Genomic DNA, 19242 nt, shown 5'->3' on the forward strand with positions numbered 1-19242 from the left:
AGATGGATAGACGAAATTTCCTAAAAGCAGGTCTGCTGGGAACAGTCACATCAGGTCTGCCCGTTGCAAAAGCCGAAGCGGTGGAAAATCTTCCGCCAATTCCTGGCGCACTTGGGATGCTTTATGACTCCACACTTTGCGTTGGCTGTCAGGCTTGCGTTGCAGAATGTCAGCAAGTGAACAAAACACCTGTCAATCCAAAAGGTGAGCAAACTTGGACAAACAATGACAAACTCACTCCGTTCACACGCAACGTGATTCAAGTATGGAGCGATGGCAACGGCAAAAATAAAGATAAAACAGAAAACGGTTATGCTTATGTTAAAAAACAATGCATGCACTGTGTTGATCCAAACTGCGTTTCTGTTTGTCCAGTACAGGCTTTAACAAAAGATCCTAAAACAGGTATTGTTAAATACGATCCTGATATTTGTACTGGTTGCCGTTATTGCATGGTGGGTTGCCCATTTGACGTGCCAAAATATGATTATGACAATCCATTTGGTCAAATCAGCAAATGTGAACTTTGTAACCAAAAGGGTGTGGAACGCTTAGATAGAGGTGAATTACCAGGTTGTTGTCATGTTTGTCCAACTGGGGCAATTATTTTTGGTACCCGTGAAGAACTTTTAGCGGAAGCAAAACGTCGTTTAAGTTTATTACGTGGCACGGAATATGACTATCCTCGCCAACATGTAAACAGTAAAGACACTTATCGCGCAACTGTGCCAGCCTATCAATATCGTATTTACGGTGAAAAAGAAGGGGGCGGTACACAAGTATTAGTGTTAAGTGCGGTTCCACAAGAAAATTTAGGTTTCCCTGAGTTAGATGATATTGCTACAGGTGCACGCGCAGCGCATTTACAGCACTTCTTGTATCGCGGTTTGGCATTGCCACTGGTGGCGTTAGCTGGTTTAACAATGATGACTTATAAGAATATGCACGGCGATAAGATTCGTGAACGAATTGAAGCGCAAAAAGAAGCAATGCGCCAAGCGCGTAAAGAAATGGAAGAAGCGGAGGATGAACATCATGGGTAATCCACGTCCGGTGGGCGGCCGATTAGTTTCCGCCAGTATTCTCTTTTTTGCACCTTTGGCTGTAATTTGTATCTTATTAATTATCAAACGTTTGTTCTTAGGTATCGGTTCCGTCACCGCACTTAACGGCGGTTATCCTTGGGGCTTATGGATTTCCTTTGACTTACTTGTAGGTACAGGTTTTGCCTGTGGTGGTTGGGCATTAGCTTGGACAGTATATATTTTCAACAAAGGGAAATATCACCCTCTTGTGCGTCCCGCATTGCTTGCAAGCTTATTCGGCTATTCACTAGGTGGTCTTTCCATCACCATTGATATGGGGCGTTACTGGCACTTGCCTTACTTCTACATTCCAGGTCAATTCAATACAAACTCGGTGTTATTTGAAACCGCATTTTGTATGACGATTTACATCATTGTTGTTACCCTTGAATTTGCGCCAGTTTGGCTCGGGTTCTTAGGATTGAAAAAATGGTTTAATAAGCTCAACAAAATTATGTTCTTTGTTATCGCACTTGGTGCACTATTGCCGATGATGCACCAATCGTCAATGGGATCATTAATGATCGCCGCAGGTCATAAAGTTCATCAAGTGTGGCAAAGCTATGAAGCATTACCAATCTTATCCTTGCTTACCGCATTTATTATGGGCTTTTCTATCGTAATTTTTGAAGGTTCTTTAGTACGAGCAGGTTTAGCAGGAAAAACACCAGATGAGCGTTCACTCTTTACCCAGCTTGCAAAAGTGACTGCGGGATTAATCGCACTTTTCCTTGCAGTACGCTTTGGCGAGTTGATTTATCATGACAAACTCCATTATGTATTCGGATTCGATAAACTTGGTAAATTTGAAGCTTGGATGTTTTGGATGGAAGTATGGTTAATGACATTACCATTACTCACTTTATTCCTTGGTGAGAAAAAATCTGATTCACGTTGGCTGTTTATCTCAGCCTTGAGCATGTTACTCGGCGCAGCCCTATGGCGTTTAAATTATTCAATGATTATGTACGATCCAGGTAATGGCTATCGTTACTTCCCATCAGCAGAAGAATTGCTAATTTCTATTGGTTTCGTATCCATCGAAATTTGCGCCTATATTTTAATAATTCGTCTATTCCCAGTCTTACCAGTGTTGAAAGAAAAACATCATGAAGACTCGGAACAAATTATTGCCGAAAAAGCACAATTCAGTAAAAAAATGAGCGGAGCAGAATAATGACTGAAAAAAAACGTATCTCAATCGACCCTATCACACGCATTGAAGGCCATTTGCGTATCGATTGCGAAATTGAAAATGGCGTAGTAACCAACGCTTGGTCATCAGGCACAATGTGGCGTGGAATGGAAAATATCGTGAAAGGTTCAGATCCGCGTGATGCTTGGATGATTATGCAACGTATTTGTGGCGTTTGTACAACCGTTCACGCCATTATGAGTGTGCGTGCAGTAGAAGATGCTCTTGGTGCCAAAGTGCCAGTGAATGCACAATATATCCGCAATATGATTCTTTCTGCTCATAGTATGCACGACCATATCGTTCATTTTTATCAACTTTCTGCGATGGACTGGGTGGATATCACTGCGGCACTGAACGCTGATCCCGATAAAGCCGCTGAAATGCTTAAAGGTGTTTCAACATGGGGACTAAACAGTGCAAATGAATTCCGCAATGTACAAAATAAAATTAAATCTTTAGTTGAAAGCGGTCAGCTTGGTATTTTTGCAAATGGTTATTTCGGTCACCCTGCCATGAAATTACCGCCAGAAGTAAACCTAATCGCTGTTGCCCACTATTTACAAGCACTTGAATGTCAGCGTGATTGTAACCGTATTGTGGCATTACTCGGCGGAAAAACACCGCACATTCAAAATTTAGCAATTGGTGGCGTAGCAAACCCAATCAACTTAGACTCTCAATCAGTATTAAACTTAGAACGTTTAATGTTTGTAAAATCCTGTATTGATCGTTTAAATGACTTTGTTACCCAAGTTTATCGTGTTGATGCGGCGATCATTGCGGCTTATTACCCTGAATGGCTCAATCTTGGTAAAACATCGGGCAACTACCTTTCTGTACCTGAATATCCAATTGATGGCGATAATTCTAAATTTGTTCTAACGGGTGGCTATATTGAAAACTTCGATATTTCGACCTTCCGCCCAATTACGCAACAAAAAGATGAATTTGTTGTGAAAGGCATTAAAGAAAGTGGTAAACACGCTTGGTATGAAGACGATGAACCGCTCGAACCTTGGGCTGGCTTAACACGTCCGAAATATACAGGCTGGCAAGATGAAGGCAAATATTCATGGGTTAAAGCGCCAAGTTTCTACGGAAAAGTTGTTGAAGTGGGCCCTCTTGCCTATTTAATGTGTAACTTAGCAAACGAAAATAAAGATACATTACATCACTTTAACCATATTAAAGGGCTGTATGAAAAACTAAGCGGCAATACCTTATCTGTTGATCATTTACATTCAACCTTAGGGCGCATTATTGCTCGTACCGTACATTGTTGCGTACTAAATAATATTCTTGAACAACAATGGAAACTACTTGTTGATAATATTGGCACAGGTGATACCGTTGCTTATCTCAAAACAGACATTCCACAAACAGGTGAGTTTAAAGGAGTTGGTTTTGGTGAAGTACCTCGTGGCATGCTCTCTCACTGGGTTGTCGTTAAAAATGGCAAAATCGAAAATTATCAAGCCGTTGTGCCATCGACTTGGAATGCAGGTCCTCGTAACCAAAATGATGAAATGGGGCCTTATGAGCTTTCCATCATCGGTACACCCGTAGCAGATCCGACAAAACCATTAGAAGTTGTGCGTACTATCCACTCTTTCGACCCTTGCATGTCATGCGCAGTGCATGTTGTGAATACAGAAAATGGTGAAGTCACACAAGTGAAGGTGCTCTAATGAAACCATTAATCTTAGGCGTTGGTAATATTTTACTCGGCGATGAAGGGGTGGGCGTACGAATCGCCCAAGCTCTAGAAAATCGCTCTGAAATTTTACCGCACTTTGACGTGGTTGACGGTGGCACTTGTGGCATGGAATTACTGGATGAAATGGCAAATCGTGAGCATATCATCATCATTGATTCCGTACTTGCCAATAAACAGCCAGGAGAAATCATTGTGCTTCATGATGAGCAAGTGCCAGTATTTTTCTCTCGTAAAATTTCACCACATCAACTTGGTATTTGTGATGTGCTTTCTGCGTTAAAATTAACGGATGAATTCCCTAAAAATCTATGTTTAATTGGGGTTCAACCAGAAACTTTTGACCCACAAATTGCATTAAGTGAAACAATTCAAACACAATTTCCAGAAATTTTTAAAACATTAGAAAACGTTTTGAAAGAGTATGGATTTCACGTTCAAATGTAGATGAGAAATAATACATTTCACGCACGCCATAATTTGTTCTTATGGTATGCGTGAATTGTTGAAATTCACCTCGCTGTAAATTTTAATAATTATGTATCGACACGAAAAAACACCAGAAAATACCACCGCACTTGAAGGTATCATTCAAGGCTTCGCCGAAGAGCCATCTTCAATCTTCCAAAACGAAATGCGAAAAGTTGCAGAAAAAATGAAAGATCTTCCTTTCTATCGAAAAGGTATCGACTGCTATTGTCCTAAATTTGTACTTTTTGAAAACCAATGGATAGGTACAGTTGTGACACCTTGGATGTTAAGTATTGTCATTTTGCCAGGCAAAGATCAAGAATGGGAACCGCGCGAAATTGGCGATAAACTTTCAGTACAACTGCCCTATAAAACCTTCACTTTCACAGTGAGTAGTTTAGAAAATATTCCACAATATCTTAGTTGTTCCCTTCATTCTCCGATAGATCGTGCCATGACAAATACTCAAGCAGCTCAACTCGCACAAGATTGCCTCAGAATGATTTTATCAATGCCAACAAAAGCAACAACTTTTGATCCAGATCGACGTAACTTATTCCGCTCGATAGTAAAATAGGCACAAATTTCAATAGGAGTGAAAGTATTATGTGTTTAGGTGTTCCAGGCCAAATTGTTAAGATTGGCGAAAACGCTCTTCAACTTGCCACTGTGGATGTATGTGGCGTACAACGTGATGTGAATATTTCTCTAGTCTGCACTGGAGATCCTGCCGATTTACTTGGTAAATGGGTGCTCGTTCATGTAGGTTTTGCAATGAGTGTTATTGATGAAGATGAAGCCAAGAAAACCCAAGAAGCCCTACTCGCCATGAGTCAACTCGAACACGAAGTTGGAGATTTTTTAGGATTAAATCAAAAATAAAAAAGTAGGCATTGCGCCTACTTTTTTATTTCAATTTATACCTCTCAATCTTTCTAATTTTTCTAATCTAAACCAATATTTCTCTTGTCTTTTTGTTTAAGAATATTTCTATAACAATGTAAAAAGTCTATTAATTGAATCATTTAATTGTAATGTAGAAGATGATAGTGCAGTGGAAATTTTAATCTTTTGCAGCTTATATCGCATATGATATAAAACAAGCCTTATACTTCATAGCGTATGAAGAGTCACAATGGTTATCATCACCGCAAAAATGCTTTCTCATGTAATTAGAGTATTTCTCTATCAAGGAGAGCTGTCACAAACTGATGTCGCTAAACTCGCCAGAACGACCCCAACTAGAATTTCTAGCGTTTTAGAATAAGCCAGAGCGTACTAAATCAGAAACACTATTTAAAATTCTAGCTGAACTAGAGTTAGAGCTTATTATGAAACCACGCAAAAAGTCATCTGATACTGCTCCCTCAATCAAGGAAGAAAGCGAAGATTTCTGAATTTCTTTAGCCGACGCTCAGGAAAAAACAGCGCGGCTTTATATCAGAATCAATGGCAGCGCCCTTTGCATTCCACCACGACCAGTCATATTTTTTAATTACCTATGGATATTATTTGGCTAGAGCCACTTAATCTTTCCTATCGTTGCTAGAACTAATGGCTTGTCTGAAATTCAGTTAAGAAAACCATTGAATAATTATATCTATAGCCTCAATCAGTCCTGTTCCACCCAAAATAACCCCGATTACCCCTAGCTTCCAATTACGTTTTTCATTAATACTCTGTTCTGCTTTTTGTTGAGTATAACTTAGTATTTGATGTACTTGTGCCAACTGAGAAGTAACCTCATTGTTTTTATCTCTAAGGTGATATGCCTCTCGTATATGTTCCCAAGCACAAAATGTTGGATAACGAGAAAACTCAATTGGATTATCAAAATAATAACGCGCATTAAAAATTGCTGCTTCAGTATACAACTTATCTAACTCTTGAATATTATCCGGCTTAGCCAAAACATTTGCTAACTCTTCGCTAATTTTATGTAACGCTCTGTAATATGCTAAAGCCAACATAATTAAAAATACTTGTCTATAAGCATTTGTCACCGTACCAAAAGATTCAAAAATAGCCATACCTCGGCCATCTATCGCACGCCACTCATTGCTCAAATGGAAAAATTCATTTTTATCTAACGAATCAGAATTACGGATAAACCAAGAAGAATTTTTTATGACTAAGCTTTCCTCCGAAGGAATTACACCTGATGCAATAACAATACTTCCTAAACTTTCTTTGCTATCTAATTTATCAAAAAGTACTGCTTTTAATTCTTCTTTAGTATCAAATAGTTTATTCGGAGAGTGAGAACAAAAATGCAAGGTTTGAGAAAATCGATTTCCTTGGAAAAAAGTTACTTTAAGAGCATATTGTTCAAAATTGTCTTCCGTAAACATAGTTTGTAATAGAAGAGGATTCAAAAATTTAATTTGCTGTTTACATAAAGAAGGCTTATTTGTTAAAGATATATGTTTTTCTAAAGGGTATATTTTTCCAAAATAAATATCTTTCATTATTCTCATCCTTCACAATAAAAAATATCCCTTCTGAAATAAACAGAAGGGACATAATATTTAAACTACAACGCTTCAATCGCTTTATACTGCTCTTGGATTTTTTCTAATCCAGATTGGTATTCCGCTTGTTTTTCACGTTCCTTCGCAATCACTGCTTCAGGCGCTTTAGCTACGAAAGCTTCGTTGCTTAGTTTATTCTCGATACGTTTAACTTCGTTTTGATATTTTTCAATCTCTTTAGTTAAACGAGCAAGCTCAGCTTCTTTATTGATAAACCCAGCCATTGGCACAAGCAGTTCAGCATTGCCAACGAGTTTCGCTACCGCAAGTGGTGCAGTTTCATTTGCCGCTAACACTTGAACGTTGTCTAATTTCGCCATGGCTTTTAAAAGAGCGGTCTGTTTTTCGAGAATTTTTGCATTTTCTGTGCTTAAATTACGGAATAACAGATCGAGGCCTTTGCTTGGTGGAATATTGCTCTCGGCACGGATGTTACGCACAGCAACAATTACTTCTTTAAGCCAATTGATCTCAGTTTCTGCTTCGGCATCAAACGCATTTTCTTCCACACGTGGGAAAGGTTGCAACATAATGCTGTCGGCCGTGATACCCATAAAACCTTTCACTTTTTGCCAAATTTCTTCGGTAATAAATGGAATAAGTGGATGTGCTAAACGTAATAATTTTTCTAACACGTGAACCAAAGTTTGGCTTGCTGCACGAATTTGTGCTGCGTTGCCGTTGGCAAATACCGGTTTGGTGAGTTCCAAATACCAGTCGCAGAATTGGTTCCAAGTGAATTCATAAATCGCATTGGCGCAAAGGTCGAAACGATATTGGCTTAATGCGCTGCGGAACGTTTCTACTGTGCGATTGAATTCGGATTGAATCCAACGGTCTGCCACGGAGAATTCGATTTCGCCTTGGCTTAAATCTAATTTGTCATTGGTGAGCACGAAACGGCTTGCATTCCATAATTTGTTACAGAAGTTACGGTAGCCTTCTAGGCGTTTCATATCCCAGTTGATATCACGACCGTTTGAAGCTAATGCGGCTAGTGTAAAGCGCAATGCGTCTGTGCCGTGTGCAGCAATCCCCTCAGCAAATTCTTTGCGCGTTTCTTTAGCAATTTTCTCTGCTAATTGCGGCTGCATCATGTTGCCGGTGCGTTTCTCAAGTAAATCTTCAAGGCTGATACCGTCAATCATATCGATTGGGTCAAGTACGTTACCTTTCGATTTCGACATTTTTTGACCTTGCTCATCACGAATCAAGCCTGTTACGTACACGGTTTTGAATGGTACTTGCGGTTTGCCGTTTTCATCTTTCACGAAGTGCATCGTAAACATAATCATACGCGCAACCCAGAAGAAGATGATGTCAAAGCCAGTAATTAACACATCCGTTGGATGGAATACTTTGAGCTCTTTGGTTTGTTCTGGCCAACCTAAGGTAGAGAACGTCCATAAGCCTGATGAGAACCATGTGTCTAGCACATCTTCATCTTGTTTTAACTCAATCGCAGAATCTAAGTTATATTTTGACCGCACTTCGGCTTCGTTGCGTGCGACATAAACGTTGCCTTCTGCGTCATACCACGCCGGAATACGGTGCCCCCACCAAAGTTGGCGAGAGATACACCAATCTTGAATATCACGCATCCAAGAGAAGTAAAGGTTTTCATATTGTTTCGGCACAAATTGAATTTCGCCGTCTTCCACCGCTTTAATCGCCACGTCAGCAAGCGGTTTCACGCTCACATACCATTGGTCGGTTAACATCGGCTCAATCGGCACGCCACCACGGTCGCCATAAGGCACTTTTAAATCATGCGGTTTAATTTCATCTAATAAACCCAGCGCTTCAAAATCTGCCACGATTTTCTTACGTGCAGCGAAACGCTCTAATCCACGGTAATCCGCAGGAATAGTCGCTTCATAACCCGCAAGTGGTTTGCCGTCAGTACCGATAATTTCTGCTTCATCACGAATATCCGCATTTAAGGTTAATACGTTAACCATCGGCAAGCTGTGACGTTTACCGACTTCATAGTCATTAAAGTCATGCGCAGGGGTTATTTTCACTACACCGGTACCGAATTCACGATCCACATATTCATCGGCAATAATCGGAATTTCACGATTAGCCAACGGCAGAACCACGGTTTTACCGATTAAAGATTGATAACGTTCATCTTCAGGATGCACCGCCACCGCCGTATCGCCCAACATGGTTTCCGGACGCGTGGTTGCCACCACTAAATAATCTTTACCATCCGCCGTTTTTACACCGTTTGCTAACGGATAACGGAAATGCCAAAGAGAACCTTTGCTCTCTTTGTTTTCTACTTCTAAATCAGAAATCGCGGTGTGAAGTTTTGGATCCCAGTTTACTAAGCGTTTGCCACGGTAAATCAAACCTTCTTCGTGCAAGCGAACAAACACTTCTTTTACCGCATTGGATAAACCCTCGTCCATGGTAAAACGCTCACGTTCCCAGTCGATGGAGTTACCTAAACGGCGCATTTGTTGGCTAATCGTGCCGCCTGAATAGGCTTTCCAATCCCAAATTTTGTTGATGAACGCCTCACGACCATAATCGTGGCGGGTTTTACCTTCTTCTGCGGCAATTTTACGCTCCACCACCATTTGGGTGGCGATACCCGCATGGTCTGTCCCCGCTTGCCATAAGGTATTATGCCCTTCCATACGGTTAAAACGGATTAACGTATCCATTAAAGTTTGTTGGAAAGCATGCCCCATGTGTAGGGAACCCGTCACATTCGGCGGCGGAATCGCAATGCAATAACTCGGCGCATTCACGTCCTCCGACGGTTTAAAATAACCGCTCTCTTCCCAATGTTGATAAAGTGCTTGTTCTACCGCAGACGGGTTAAAACGGTCTGCCATTTCGAATTTTTGTGTCATTGCTGCTCTCTCTTGCTTATCAATTTCGATTTTTTTATAACCAACATACGTTCCATCTACAGTCCAATCTTGAAGATTATTTTTACTTAACTCTTTTCCTAAGATTAAATATTGCATTTTTCCTACAGATATTAAGTATTCATCAACTTCTTCATATAGTTGCTCTCCAATAAAAACGCTTGAGTTATTTCTGATCTTAGCCCAAAAAACGCTATCTAATGTATTAAAATCCAATATATATCTAAATCGTATCCCTGTTAATTCATTATGCACAACACCTAAATCATTTATAATATTATTAAAAGTGTTCAAATCTTCCTGTTTATTAAATGTTATGTGTTTATGAATTAAAGATAGATATGCTTTTATATATTCTAAGTCATACCTATTCATTCTTTTTTTATAAACTCTTACAAATATAATAATTATGCTAAATAACTTTCTTAAATATCCAATTTCTATTTTTATATCATCAAAAAGAATTAATTCATTTTGCATCATTATAGAGTCTGGGGAATGAACAGATATATTTCTAACAAGCCTAAGTATCCCATAGATATATTTTAATATTTGACTTTTATTATCTTTTTCTTTTATGGCTTCAAATCTTTGCTTGAAGTTTAACTTGTCATTATTAGGATATAACCTTGAATAAAGAATATCTATTATTGAAAAAATAATATTACATTGAATAGAAATAGGCAAAACTAAGTCTCTAGATGAACATAAACTAACAAAATGACTATCATAGCCTTTGCTATTGTGAATTAGCCTTATACAAAACTCTAAATCTTCCCTACTTATTAAAGAATACAACGTGTCTTTTTCATTATCAGTTAACATGACTAACCTATAATTAAACAGTTAAGCTACTCTAAATCGTATTAAATAAAGGATTATATCGCCCGGATAAATCCCCCGAATCACCTCTCTCAACGCCTCCAACCCCATATTTTCCTGCTCCGCGTGCTGTTCCGTCAATTCATCAAGGGTAATTGGTGAAACACTTAACACTTCAATCGTGCAGAAATACTGATTATCTTCAAACCGCCCCACTCGCAAAATATCACCCGCTTTAAAATGGCTTTCCGATTTATCTCGAATGGTGATGGTTTTGCGCCCGGCGAGGATGTCGGCCTCAAAGCGTTGATAAAAGGTAATGTCGTTCATTTATTTCTTAACCCACATTTTCAGTAGAAAGATTCCAACCTTGCAGACGTAATTGTTTATAGCGTTCTCGAGCTTGTGTTTTTAAAGCATCATCTTTTGGTACAAAATCAATAAGTTGGGTAAAACTATGGCTAAAATCTGGAATTTCTTGTTGCAAATTAATTAACACATCACGGCGTTGTAAATTTCGTTTCCCAAGCCATGAAATCTCAATCGGTGTGGGATATTGTGTGGCTTCACCCGATAAATTATGCGGAACAAATTCATTAGTATCTCGTTGCCACAAGCGCTCGTCAATCTCTAGCGCTTGAGTCTCACTTTCACAGCTAATCAATACTTTTTTCCCTGATCGCCATATTGAGGCAGCAAGATTACAGGCTATTTCTTCAACAGTTAACGTACAATCTTCCGTAAGAATGTAAAATTGTGCAGTTTTTGCCATTTTAGCCCCGTTATTTTCTCAATCTTGCCCTATAAAAAGGGTAAAATTCTAACGAAAAAACCCTAAAAAATAAATAATTAAATATACATTATTACAAATGCGTGAAAATCCACCGCACTTTTATGATCTATGTCACAAAACTGATTTTTAACGTTTTTGTTACGTTCCACTCATAACTCTGAAGTGTTAAAATCAATCCAGTAATTAATTTTCATTCAATTCATAGGAGTACAGAATGGCATTTCGTATTGAAAAAGACACAATGGGTGAAGTTCAAGTTCCAGCAGATAAATACTGGGCTGCACAAACTGAACGTTCACGCAATAACTTTAAAATTGGTCCTGCTGCATCAATGCCACATGAAATTATCGAAGCTTTTGGCTATTTGAAAAAAGCAGCCGCATTTGCTAATCATGATTTAGGTGTATTACCTCTTGAAAAACGTGATTTAATTGCTCAAGCTTGTGACGAAATTTTAGCAAATAAATTAGATGATCAATTCCCACTCGTTATTTGGCAAACCGGTTCTGGTACACAATCTAATATGAATGTGAACGAAGTGGTTGCAAATCGTGCTCATGTGTTAAACGGTGGCAAATTAGGTGAAAAATCCATCATTCACCCAAATGATGATGTGAACAAATCACAATCCTCAAACGATACTTTCCCAACAGCAATGCACATTGCGGCATATAAAAAAGTAGTTGAGCACACCATCCCTTGTGTTGAACGTTTACAAAAAACTTTTGCGGCAAAATCTGAAGCCTTCAAAAACGTGGTAAAAATTGGCCGCACTCACTTAATGGATGCCACGCCACTCACATTAGGCCAAGAATTTTCGGCTTATGCTGCTCAATTAGATTTCGGCTTAAAAGCATTAAAAAATACTCTTCCACATTTAAGCCAATTAGCATTGGGTGGAACTGCGGTTGGTACAGGTTTGAACACGCCGAAAGGCTATGATGTGAAAGTGGCAGATTACATTGCGAAATTCACCGCACTTCCGTTTGTCACTGCAGATAATAAATTTGAAGCATTAGCCGCTCATGATGCGATTGTTGAAACTCACGGTGCATTACGTCAATTAGCAATGAGTTTATTTAAAATTGCAAACGATATTCGTCTATTAGCATCAGGCCCGCGTTCAGGAATTGGCGAAATTTTAATTCCTGAAAATGAACCGGGTTCATCAATCATGCCAGGTAAAGTCAACCCTACTCAATGCGAAGCGATGACAATGGTCTGCGCACAAGTATTTGGTAACGACACCACTATCGCATTTGTAGGCTCACAAGGTCACTTCCAATTAAATGTGTTCAACCCTGTAATGATTGCAAACTTCTTACAATCTGCTCAATTATTGGGTGATGTTTGCGTATCTTTCGATGAACACTGTGCAGTAGGTATTGAACCAAACTATCCTCGAATTAAACAACAACTTGAAAATTCATTGATGTTGGTGACCGCACTTAATACGCATATTGGTTATGAAAACGCAGCTAAAATTGCAAAAACGGCGCACAAAAATGGCACAACATTGCGTGAAGAAGCGATTAATTTAGGCTTAGTTTCTGCCGAAGATTTTGATAAATGGGTTCGCCCTGAAGATATGGTGGGTAGCCTAAAATAATTCACCGCACAAATTAACATCAGTAATATTAAAGGCGAGTAAAATTACTCGCCTTTTTACTCGTTTCTCATTTGTTTTTTGATGCGGTTTGTTATAATCAACACAATTTTATTCACGGCAATTTATTATGAAAATGAAATCCCTTTTTGTGGCAATGATAACGTTTTTTTCTGCCGCACCTTTTGCTCATTGGCAACCCATCGGAAATGCCGAATACACTTGGGGGCCGTTCCATGTTTATACCATTGGTTTATTTTCTGAAACGGGTACTTATCAAGAAAATGAACGCCCATTAATGCTCTCTTTCAAATATGAAAAACCCATTGAAGGAAAAAATTTTGCGATTACTCTTATTAAAGAAATCGAAACCTTAAAACTTAATGATGGCGATACTCAAAGCTGGCTTAAAGAAATGCAATCCACATTTCCGGATTTCTCACCAAACGATATCTTGAACTACATTGCCTTACCCGATAAAGGTTACTTCGTATTAAATGACACTGTTTTGGAACACGATTTTGATGCTAAATTTAATCAGGCATTTATCGGCATCTGGCTTGCACCGAATAGTACTTTTGTAAAACTTCAGCCACAATTATTAGGCAAAATGAAAAGCAATCATGAAGCGACTGAATTTTATCTCAAACCTGAAATTGAATCCGTTGATGAACAAGATTCAATGCCTGAATTGCCGCCACATTATTTATTAGATAATCAGAAAAAATCCGAAGGATAAATTCAGTTTTTTATATTTTGAACCATAAAAAATACCTGTTTCCAAATAAATTTTATTATCAAGGAAACAGGTATTTGTACATATAGCTTATTAAAATTTTTCCCAAACTGGGATGATTCCATCAACTAAATCTAAATTTTTTCCTAACTCAATCCAGCCACAAGGGAAATGAAAATCGGAGCCAACGGATCCCAGAAGATCAAATTCTTTTGCCCAACGAGCAAGCATTTGACGTTGATCTTTTGTCTGACCACAATCCGCCATTTCCATACCATCCCCGCCCCAAACCTTAAAATCGGTTATCAGCTTACGCACCCATTTCCCCGTCATGTTATAACGTAATGGATGCGCAATAATAGCTATACCGCCTGCAGCATGAATTGTCTCAATCGCCGTGGGAATATCAGTCCATTCAGCTTTGACAAATGCCGATTTTCCTTGCCCTAAATAGCGTTTAAAGGCCTGACCATCATTAGATACCTTACCAATCTGCACCAAATAACGTGCGTAATGAGCACGCGTCACTTCGCCATCGGCTAAAGCCTTTGCACCTTCATAAGCATGAGGAATCCCTGCTTTTTCTAATTTATCGCCAATTTCCACCGCTCTTTTTTCGCGTAATGCTTTTTGGCTTTGCAAAAGTGCGGTCATTTGGGGATGAGTTTTATCGAAGTTTAATCCTACAATATGGATCCCCCGCCCTTCCCAATTTGTCGAAATTTCTACTCCAGTAATCAATTCAATGCCTACTTCTTTCGCTGCAGTCTCAGCTTCATCAATACCCGCAATCGTATCGTGATCGCATAATGCCAACACGTTCACGCCTTGCGAATAAGCACGATGCACTAATTCAGTTGGACTCAACACCCCATCCGATGCAGTGCTGTGACAATGTAAGTCGTATTTTTTTGTCATTATTTAATATTTTTTACTAATTCTTTTACTAATTTTGGACCGTGATAAATCAATCCTGAATAAACTTGTAACAACTCTGCGCCTGCCTCAATTTTCTCTTGCGCATTTTGCAAGCCATCAATGCCACCGCTACCAATAATCGGAATCTGACCTTTCAGTTCTTGATTTAATCGCTTAATAACCTCTGTGCTTTTATGCTGCAGCGGCTTTCCACTTAATCCGCCTTGCTGTTCCGCATTTTTCATTCGCATAACCGTATCACGAGAAATTGTAGTATTCGTTGCAATAACGCCATCCATTTTATGACGAACCAACGTATCCGCAATTTGCACTAATTCACTTTCCGTTAAATCTGGTGCGATTTTTACCGCAATCGGCACATATTTATTGTATTGGTTTGCCAAAATAGCTTGACGTTCCTTGATGCTTCGCAATAAATCATCGAAATAGTCACCATATTGTAACTGACGCAAATCTGGTGTATTGGGTGATGAAATATTCACCGTAATATAATCTGCGTAATTATAGGCTTTATTCAAACAGAAAATATAATCATCTTTGCCTTGTTCTAAAGGTGTGAATTTATTCTTACCAATATTGATACCAATCACGCCTTTATAACGGGCGTTTTTTACATTTTCTATAAGATAGTCTATGCCATTATTATTAAAGCCATTACGGTTAATAATCCCTTCAGCTTCAATCAAGCGAAACTGACGTGGCTTTGCATTCCCATCTTGTGCAACGGGCGTGACTGTTCCTACTTCGAGAAAACCGAAACCCAATGCACCAAAGCCGTCAATCGCATCGCCATTTTTATCCGCCCCTGCCGCCAATCCAATGGGATTAGGAAAATTCACACCCATTACCGTTTTCGGAAAGCCTTTGGGAACATGAATAAGAGATTTTAAGATTGATTGAAATAAAGGATTACCGGCTAATTTCAAGCATTGAATTGTGAAATTATGAGCCTTTTCAGCATCCATTTGGAAAATGCCGTGACGGAATAATTGATACATACTCGTTTATCTCTCGGGATAGTTGACTGTAAGAAAAGTGCGGTTAATTTTCACCGCACTTTAAGGGGAAGACTGCTTGTATTCTACGAGGAACAAAGATGATGTGCAAATAATAAAAAATCTAATTAATAAAAAATCATCCTATTTCTCATTAGAGTTATCATAACACATAAAATTTTATATATTTTTTATAAAACATTAACATTGATTTTTCTATTGGTAATGATTATAGTTGAAAAATAAAAGAGCTCAACCAATTGGAGAAACAATGAAGTCTAGTTTAAAATCATTTATAATCTTAGCTTACCCCCTAATACTATTGATTAGCGAAATAATTTATCGAAATATATTTAACATTCCTCCACTTGGTCGTTATATTGAAACTTACAGCATTAACTTATTACTTATCATTTTTCTTCTTTTCTCAAAATATAAAATCACTAAATTCTTTGTTTGTTTATTTTTTGCATCTGCTGTTATTATTAACTCTGGACATTATGCAATATATGATAATTGAATCAACGGCACAAATTACTTCCTGATGTTCAAAGAAATAGGAGAAGTCTCTCATGTTGGTATTACAATGTTGGATCGCGTTGGACCACCTGTAATTTACTCCTTATTAGAAACTATTATTTTCATTTCTGCATTATTTATATATCCTACAAAAAAAGTAAGTAAGTATTGTATATCTGATATTTTATTTATTTGCTTATTCCTCTACTTATTTGGTAGATCATTTTATTCTACGCAAGAATTAGGCGTTACTTCAAATCCTGCTTATTCTAGAGTAAAAAGTAATTTCTTTTCTATAGGTAATTTCATCGGAAAAGTTATTCCTTATGAAACATTCAACTTAAGTCAAGTAAAAGACTATTTACATCCAACTCCCTCAATTATATCTTCACCTGATGTAAAAAATATTATTTTTATTATGGGAGAAAGTTTAAGTTCAAAACACGTCGATTATTTCGGTTATGAACGAGAAACTATGCCTTTTATTCGACAATTAGCCAACGAAAATCCTAATGTTTTATTAAAAGAAGCGTATAGTGCTGGCTTAATGACCGCCATCTCTGTACCTGCACTTTTCAATGCAATTCCGCGTCCAAATGGACTAAAACAAATAATGAAAGGCGATACGAATTTCTTCAAACTAGCAAAACTTCAAGGATTTGATACCCATTTTTATACAGCACAACCAGAACGCGCAATGATGATTATGAGTATTATGGGAAAAAGTTGGATGAATCACCAAATCACCCCAACACAGCTAGGTTTATCACCAGAGCAAGGAATGAACGATCACAAACTATTCCCTCTATTACAAAAAATTGATCTTGATAAACAAAAAAATTTTATTGTGCTACATCAACGAGGTTCACATAGCCCCTATGCTGAATATTTAAAAGAAGAAGATAAAATCTTTAAAGATGGATCCCCCTTAGATAATTATGACAGCACAGTATACAATACAGATCAATTAATCCAGAAGGTATACAATTATCTAGAAAAACGTGGAAAAGACGATTATATTCTAATATATACTTCAGACCATGGACAATTTGTTACAAAAAATCATTATAACCAGGGAACAACAGTGGAAGATCAATATATTGTTCCTACATTTATTTATACAAAAATTGATAGAATCAACCAAAAATTAAAAGTGTTACATCAATGCAAACGTTTATTTCACCAACAACTTTCAACCTTGATTATCAATATTATGGGATTTGATATGCCAATATCGAGCTGTGAAAAAGGCGTAATTAATTCCGGTATGATAACTGGGGATTATGGCTATCTTTCTATTGAAAAAAATAATCCTCCAGCATTTATTAATCCTAATAGAAAGTAATAATCAAGACGTAAAATATCCGTCTTTAAGTCCATATAGACTTATTCTTCACGTGCCTTAATGGCGTGAAGAATAAGCCTTACCTAATAAGCTCTCAATTTCTCCACTTTAAAGAAAACTCTATATTACTTTTTATATTTTCTTTGCTCCTTATTGTATGTTTACTACTTTCTTATATCTAATCATTTTTATATGATATATTTTATCTATACTATAATAACAATCCTTTCTCCCAGAAATGCCTATTTCCATATCTATATTTTAGGTGGGTTTTGTAAGAGCATATGGATATAATCTGGTATTGCATTCTTTTCTATTATCTACACATTTTTATAGTCACATAACTGCCTCAATATTTGCCCTATATCAGCTCTTAACTTTTCATAAATTGCTTTTCTTCTGTACTTCGGGATAAATACAATGTGATACTTACCGTTCCATTTTTGCGTGATAGACTTAAATTATCAGTGGTTTTACTTACCATGAGAATCCTCCTATACGTTAAATTTTGGTTGTCAGCTTTGTTCATTATATAGCGAGTTTTTTCTGTTCATCGCTTAAGCTATTTGGCTCCATACGCATAGCGTATGGTTTTTATAGCCAGACTTTCGTCTGGCTATAATAAAAAATGTGATGATCACAACGCAATCATCACATTTTAATATCAACCTTTCATTAGAAAGTTAAAGGAAAATCAGGTTATTACCAGAAGTATGCTACACCAGCACCGGCACCAACATTACCTTGTGTATTAGCACCTAGTGATAATTTCACCCCATATTTTCCATTATCAGAAAGGCGACTATAACCAACAGCAACCGCAGATTGACCACGATATTGACCTACTGCAGCAGTAGCAGCTGACAAACCAGGACGATAAGATTGGAGCAAGTTTGCCGTAGCAATTGCACTTGCCGTACCAGCATCTGCACGTTTGCCCACTTTATCAATGCGATGGTTTAATTTATCCATATTGCCACTCAAACGGCTTTCAACAGCATGTAACTGACCACCATTCACGGCATCTTTACTGTCTTTAGCAACACGTCCATTAGCCACATTATGGATTACACCTTCCTCATTTAAGCTAATTGACTTATCTGCATTTTTAGTAAACGGTAAGTCTGCAGAAACAGTGTATTCATTGCCACTAGACGTGACTTTAATGTTATTTCCAGCAACTACTTTAGTCTTCGCCGCATTAATCGCTTTAGCTACATTCGCCACAGTAGTGAGTTTATTATCATCACCAGCTTTCGCTTTCGCATCACCTGTTGTTGCATCTTTTTCAATCTCACCCGTTACCGCTGCAACCTTGCCTGCATCATCCACCTTAATGGTTGTGTTATCGGTATCTACAGATAAACCTTTTGCACCCGCAACGATACCTTTACCTGCATCAACTTTCGCTGCAACTTTGTAAGTGTTAGTTGCTACATCATGCTCAACTTCCGCTGTATTGTCTTTCGCTTCAACTTTCACTTTCGCTGCGTTAATCGCGTTAGCTACATTCGCCACAGCAGTGAGTTTATTATCATCATCAGTTTTCGCTTTCGCATCACCTGTTGCTGCATCTTTTTCAATCTCACCCGTTACCGCTGCA

At 38.0% G+C, this 19242-nt stretch carries 16 protein-coding genes and 2 pseudogenes; 10 read left to right on the plus strand and 8 right to left on the minus strand.

What is annotated here, in order from left to right; all coding sequences use genetic code 11:
- Positions 1 to 2 precede the first annotated feature (2 nt).
- From hybA to HMPREF9096_RS09505, 7 genes and pseudogenes are all read left to right on the plus strand, one after another.
- Positions 3 to 1043, plus strand: a complete 1041-nt coding sequence (gene hybA, locus HMPREF9096_RS05080; RefSeq protein WP_009500324.1) for a hydrogenase 2 operon protein HybA — start codon at positions 3 to 5, stop codon at positions 1041 to 1043.
- Complete coding sequence (gene hybB, locus HMPREF9096_RS05075) at positions 1036 to 2262, plus strand: Ni/Fe-hydrogenase cytochrome b subunit (RefSeq protein WP_005629305.1); 1227 nt, start codon at positions 1036 to 1038, stop codon at positions 2260 to 2262. Before hybA ends, hybB begins: the two co-directional genes overlap by 8 nt.
- Positions 2262 to 3971, plus strand: a complete 1710-nt coding sequence (hybC, locus tag HMPREF9096_RS05070; protein ID WP_009500326.1) for a hydrogenase 2 large subunit — start codon at positions 2262 to 2264, stop codon at positions 3969 to 3971. The genes hybB and hybC overlap by 1 nt, the downstream gene beginning before the upstream one ends.
- The gene (locus tag HMPREF9096_RS05065; protein WP_009500327.1) at positions 3971 to 4444 is read left to right on the plus strand and encodes a HyaD/HybD family hydrogenase maturation endopeptidase; all 474 of its coding nucleotides are present in this window, start codon (positions 3971 to 3973) and stop codon (positions 4442 to 4444) included. The genes hybC and HMPREF9096_RS05065 overlap by 1 nt, the downstream gene beginning before the upstream one ends.
- A gap of 91 nt (positions 4445 to 4535) precedes the next feature.
- The gene (gene hybE, locus HMPREF9096_RS05060) at positions 4536 to 5045 is read left to right on the plus strand and encodes a hydrogenase-2 assembly chaperone (RefSeq protein ID WP_009500328.1); all 510 of its coding nucleotides are present in this window, start codon (positions 4536 to 4538) and stop codon (positions 5043 to 5045) included.
- 29 nt (positions 5046 to 5074) lie between these two features.
- Positions 5075 to 5350: a hydrogenase maturation factor HybG gene (hybG, locus tag HMPREF9096_RS05055; protein ID WP_009500329.1), complete on the plus strand. Its 276-nt coding sequence runs from the start codon at positions 5075 to 5077 to the stop codon at positions 5348 to 5350.
- A 253-nt stretch (positions 5351 to 5603) separates the two neighbouring features.
- Positions 5604 to 5865 (plus strand): annotated as a pseudogene (locus HMPREF9096_RS09505) (transcriptional regulator).
- Positions 5866 to 6042: 177 nt separating this feature from the next.
- On the opposite strand, the gene HMPREF9096_RS05050 reads toward HMPREF9096_RS09505, so the two are convergent.
- From HMPREF9096_RS05050 to HMPREF9096_RS05040, 4 genes are all read right to left on the minus strand, one after another.
- Entirely contained in the window at positions 6043 to 6936 is an 894-nt protein-coding gene (locus HMPREF9096_RS05050; RefSeq protein ID WP_005645317.1) for a hypothetical protein, read from the minus strand.
- 65 nt (positions 6937 to 7001) lie between these two features.
- On the minus strand, positions 7002 to 9866 hold the full coding sequence (locus HMPREF9096_RS0108715; RefSeq protein WP_032803363.1) for a valine--tRNA ligase: 2865 nt from the start codon (positions 9864 to 9866) through the stop codon (positions 7002 to 7004).
- Between the two features lie 864 nt (positions 9867 to 10730).
- Positions 10731 to 11036 (minus strand): N(4)-acetylcytidine aminohydrolase, encoded by a 306-nt coding sequence (yqfB, locus tag HMPREF9096_RS05045; protein WP_009500333.1) that lies wholly within the window; start codon positions 11034 to 11036, stop codon positions 10731 to 10733.
- Between the two features lie 7 nt (positions 11037 to 11043).
- Positions 11044 to 11478 carry a DNA polymerase III subunit chi gene (locus HMPREF9096_RS05040; protein WP_009500334.1) on the minus strand — a complete coding sequence of 145 codons (435 nt, stop codon included), beginning with the start codon at positions 11476 to 11478 and terminating at the stop codon, positions 11044 to 11046.
- Positions 11479 to 11713: 235 nt separating this feature from the next.
- Here HMPREF9096_RS05040 and fumC point away from each other — a divergent pair, with 235 nt between their 5' ends.
- Both fumC and HMPREF9096_RS05030 read left to right on the plus strand, forming a co-directional pair.
- Positions 11714 to 13108: a class II fumarate hydratase gene (fumC, locus tag HMPREF9096_RS05035; protein WP_005645450.1), complete on the plus strand. Its 1395-nt coding sequence runs from the start codon at positions 11714 to 11716 to the stop codon at positions 13106 to 13108.
- A gap of 127 nt (positions 13109 to 13235) precedes the next feature.
- Positions 13236 to 13844, plus strand: a complete 609-nt coding sequence (locus HMPREF9096_RS05030; protein ID WP_009500335.1) for a chalcone isomerase family protein — start codon at positions 13236 to 13238, stop codon at positions 13842 to 13844.
- A gap of 90 nt (positions 13845 to 13934) precedes the next feature.
- On the opposite strand, the gene HMPREF9096_RS05025 is transcribed toward HMPREF9096_RS05030, so the two are convergent.
- Complete coding sequence (locus HMPREF9096_RS05025; RefSeq protein WP_009500336.1) at positions 13935 to 14759, minus strand: PHP domain-containing protein; 825 nt, start codon at positions 14757 to 14759, stop codon at positions 13935 to 13937.
- On the minus strand, positions 14759 to 15778 hold the full coding sequence (gene pyrD, locus HMPREF9096_RS05020) for a quinone-dependent dihydroorotate dehydrogenase (protein ID WP_009500337.1): 1020 nt from the start codon (positions 15776 to 15778) through the stop codon (positions 14759 to 14761). The genes HMPREF9096_RS05025 and pyrD overlap by 1 nt, the downstream gene beginning before the upstream one ends.
- Before the next feature lie 541 nt (positions 15779 to 16319).
- Here pyrD and HMPREF9096_RS05015 point away from each other — a divergent pair.
- On the plus strand, positions 16320 to 17639 hold the full coding sequence (locus tag HMPREF9096_RS05015; RefSeq protein ID WP_009500338.1) for a phosphoethanolamine transferase: 1320 nt from the start codon (positions 16320 to 16322) through the stop codon (positions 17637 to 17639).
- 323 nt (positions 17640 to 17962) lie between these two features.
- On the opposite strand, the pseudogene HMPREF9096_RS09125 reads toward HMPREF9096_RS05015, so the two are convergent.
- Positions 17963 to 18123: pseudogene (locus HMPREF9096_RS09125) on the minus strand (transposase); the annotation flags it as partial.
- A gap of 218 nt (positions 18124 to 18341) precedes the next feature.
- Positions 18342 to 19242 (minus strand): YadA-like family protein (locus HMPREF9096_RS09035; RefSeq protein ID WP_009500339.1); only part of this gene is annotated, 901 nt, incomplete at its 5' end.

Origin of the sequence: Haemophilus sp. oral taxon 851 str. F0397 (assembly GCF_000242295.1) — a bacterium.
Classification (GTDB): Bacteria; Pseudomonadota; Gammaproteobacteria; order Enterobacterales; family Pasteurellaceae; genus Haemophilus.